The sequence below is a fragment of the Chitinophaga sp. genome, from assembly GCF_035564935.1.
GTDB lineage: Bacteria > Bacteroidota > Bacteroidia > Chitinophagales > Chitinophagaceae > Chitinophaga.
Genome location: NZ_DATMTE010000585.1, coordinates 1 through 3,393, shown reverse-complemented (window position 1 = coordinate 3,393; position 3,393 = coordinate 1). Strand labels below are relative to the sequence as shown.

The following is a 3,393-nucleotide window of genomic DNA, read 5'->3' as shown; positions in this document are numbered from 1 at the left end:
ATAGAACAAAATGGGCATGACCTTGGAGAAATGAACAGGAAGCTTTTGCAGAAGATTGAAGAGCTGACATTGTATATTATTGAGATGAAAAAAGAGAATAAACAGCAGCAGGAAGTAATAGAGCAGTTGCAAAAGAAGGTGCCTGATGCCGGTTATCTCAGCAGGTAGAAAAATGGTTCTTCAAATGTGTTAACATCACGCAGATAGCATACGTACCAGAATTCCAATTTTGCAGAAAATATTGTTTATTTAATGATCAAATAACCTATACCAAAATGTATAAAAATTTTCTCCCTTTTGTTGTATTGTCAGTGTTTTCTTCTTTTAGTTCATTTGCTCAAAACAGGATCGAAAGCACGGGTAATGTTGGTATCGGAACTACCTCGCCTGTTGTACGGCTAAGCATTTGGGGGCCTTCCGACGATTCAGCAGCTATTTCACTTCAATCGGGTGTGAATAGCCGGTTTTATATACAACAGGGAGGTGCATTGCTTAAAATAGGAGGAGTAACTCCGGGGACCGGGGTTATTAATGTGCATAGTACCGGGAAAGTTGGTATTGGAACGAATGCGCCCACATCATTGCTGGATGTAAATGGTGAATTCAAGCTTGGTATAAACACCGTAGGAACCGCTTATGGCATCGGATTTACCCGTGCAGGCAATGCACAGGTTTATGGAACTACGGCTACGGGGTTAGCTTTGGGTGGAGATATAACTGGCATTGATGCTGTTATTTTACCAAATGGCAATGTGGGAATTGGAACCATTAATCCTGCGCATAAGCTGGATGTACAAAACGGGTCGGTGAATATAGGAAAGGGGGCCAATACTGCCTTTAGGGCAGGTGATTATCTTTCAATGGGGAACATGTCCTTTACAAATACGCCTTACATTGCATTTAATGCAACGTTAACTACGTCAGATATATCTGCAGGGAAAAATTTGGTCACTCCTGCTTATAATGCAGGATCAGGTTTGATTATAAGAGGAGAAGGTGGCGCGGCAGGGATACATTTCCTCCAGAAAAATTATAATAATGGCACTTACCCTTATGATGTCAACTCATTTACAGAAGTGTTAACACTTACCAACACTGGTACTGTAGGCATAGGTACCACTTCAACCGGTGTTCACAAACTGGCGGTGGAAGGCTCTATCGGCGCCAGAAGGGTAAAGGTTAATCAAACAGGATGGGCCGATTTTGTCTTTAAGCCGGGTTATAACCTGCCGTCTTTACAGGATATTGAAGAATACATAAAAATACATCAGCATCTTCCGGAAATTCCAAGTGCTTCAGAAGTAGAAAAAGAGGGCGTGGACCTGGGAGATATGGATAAGAAATTACTACAGAAGATAGAAGAACTGACGTTGTATTTAATTGATATGAAGAAGGAGATCGGTAAATTGAAAGCGCAAAATGAATCGCTTCAAGAGCAATTGAACAAAAATATCAGTAAGTAGTGAAACGTAGATATAAGGGCAGGAATTCTGTATGCTTATCCGGCCAACTCCGGGTAAGCATGCAATAATTGATTTTCTGGTGTAAAAAAAATGAGATTAAATCTTGTTAAGGTGGATATGATTCTTCTACATCGTCACCGCTTTCTTTATTTTCTCCGCTTCTGCATGATTATCTTTCACCCGCAGCGACAGGTAATAATGCCACAATATCATAGTAGCAATGGTACGGTAAGGCTGCCATGATGCCGATATCTTAAGCAACTGTTCCGGAGCCGTGTCTTTGGGCAGTTTTTTTACTTTCTTAAGTGCATTTACGGCTGCAAGGTCCCCGATGGGGAAAATATCTGCGCGCTGAAGTACAAACATCAGGTAAACATCAGCGGTCCAGTTACCGATCCCCTTCAGCGCTACCAGGTTTTTACGTACTTCTTCATCCGGAAGGGTTTCCATCGCTACGGGACTGAACTCCTTACGCTGAATGGCCTGGGCTAAGTAACGGGCATACGACATTTTCTGGCGACTGAAATAACATGCCTTTAGTTCCTCGTCTGTTAGTTTAAGTAGTTTGGCAGGTGTTATTTTAATGAGCTTTTCCCGCAATTTATTAAGCGCTGCTAAAGCAGAAGCAAGTGATACCTGTTGTTCCAGTATGATATGTATCAGGCTTTCGAACGTGTTGGGTCTTGTCCACATTGGTGGATAGCTATACGTTTTTACTATAAAGGCTAACTCCGGGTCCTGCCTGCACAGCTGATCGCAGATGGAATGAAAGTTTTCCGTTGAGAAGGTATGCAACACTTGTATTGAGTTTCCGGAAAGATAGCATAAACGCTGAATCTCAGCAAGAAACTAGAATAATGTTGGATCAACTTTATTTTCTAATTGAAGTAAACGGTGCTTGTTGGCCAATCCTCCTGCAAACCCGGTTAATTTCCCGGAAGCCCCTATTACCCGGTGACAGGGTGCAATAATGGAAATAGGATTTTTATTGGCGGCGCCTCCTACAGCGCGTACAGCTTTCGGATCACCAATTTGCTTTGCAATTTGTCCGTAGGTTCTCGTTTCTCCGAAAGGAATGGTTAGCAATGCCTGCCATATCTTTTTTTGAAATTCAGTACCTGAAAAATCCAGTTCAACGGAAAAAGAAGTGCGTTTCTTGGCAAAATATTCGTTGAGTTGTTCTTCTGCCTGGCAGAGTACTGGATGATGAATATCAGCTGTACTGTGGTTAATGGGTATACGCCCCGGAAGATCATTTTCCCATAGTACCGCTGCCAAACCTTTATCACTCGCTATCAGGGTTAGCTGGCCCACAGGGGATGCCATTGTTTTATGGTAATATGTCATCGGTTTAATTTTTTTTAGTGAGATAGATACCATTCTTTTTCAGATCACAAATTTACCATCAGCGTGTACCTAAAAAGAACCCGTTTCTTGCGTCTCTCAATTAAATGGCCATTTGAGGAATGTACCCTGCCCTGAAAGCATTCACTATAGATGCTGGCGTTAGAACAGATAATTTGCCGCCTTCCGGTAAAGGTATGCCTGTTGCATAACCAAAAGGAGACCATAAGTAAAGTAATTCTTTTTTAAGAAGATAGGGTGCGCCTTCTATACTTACAAAAGTACCGTCGGGCAGGGATGCAGAATTAGCCTCATAAGTAACTTTTAGATGGTGTTTATCTATTCGTTCTGCATGAAGGATATTATCTATTTCTTTAATCAGCGTTTTTTCATTTAAGTCCTTACCAGGATTGCCTTGTAGCCACAATGACTTAAACTGATGGGCCGCTGTTTTCCGGCATTCAAAACAGGGCCGGTGGCCTGCAGCGAAAGAGGTGGCCTCATCCATAAAGAAAAGCTCTGTATACCTGTTGGGCGTCATTACAGTTCTTCTCCTGTTTTTAAATGCCAGTACGCAGGTGATCCA

Annotated in this window: 4 protein-coding genes; 1 reads left to right on the top strand and 3 read right to left on the bottom strand. The window is 42.1% G+C overall.

Annotated features, from left to right (window positions below; translation table 11 throughout):
* Positions 1 to 275 precede the first annotated feature (275 nt).
* Positions 276 to 1,463, top strand: a complete 1,188-nt coding sequence (locus tag VN105_RS14940; RefSeq protein ID WP_325642253.1) for a hypothetical protein — start codon at positions 276 to 278, stop codon at positions 1,461 to 1,463.
* A 126-nt stretch (positions 1,464 to 1,589) separates the two neighbouring features.
* On the opposite strand, the gene VN105_RS14935 is transcribed toward VN105_RS14940, so the two are convergent.
* The 3 genes from VN105_RS14935 to VN105_RS14925 form a co-directional block, all read right to left on the bottom strand.
* A complete protein-coding gene (locus VN105_RS14935; RefSeq protein ID WP_325642251.1) occupies positions 1,590 to 2,261 on the bottom strand; it encodes a DNA-3-methyladenine glycosylase 2 family protein in 672 nt (223 codons plus the stop codon).
* A gap of 51 nt (positions 2,262 to 2,312) precedes the next feature.
* Positions 2,313 to 2,810, bottom strand: a complete 498-nt coding sequence (locus VN105_RS14930) for a methylated-DNA--[protein]-cysteine S-methyltransferase (RefSeq protein WP_325642249.1) — start codon at positions 2,808 to 2,810, stop codon at positions 2,313 to 2,315.
* A gap of 100 nt (positions 2,811 to 2,910) precedes the next feature.
* Positions 2,911 to 3,393 (bottom strand): hypothetical protein (locus VN105_RS14925; RefSeq protein ID WP_325642247.1); only part of this gene is annotated, 483 nt, incomplete at its 5' end.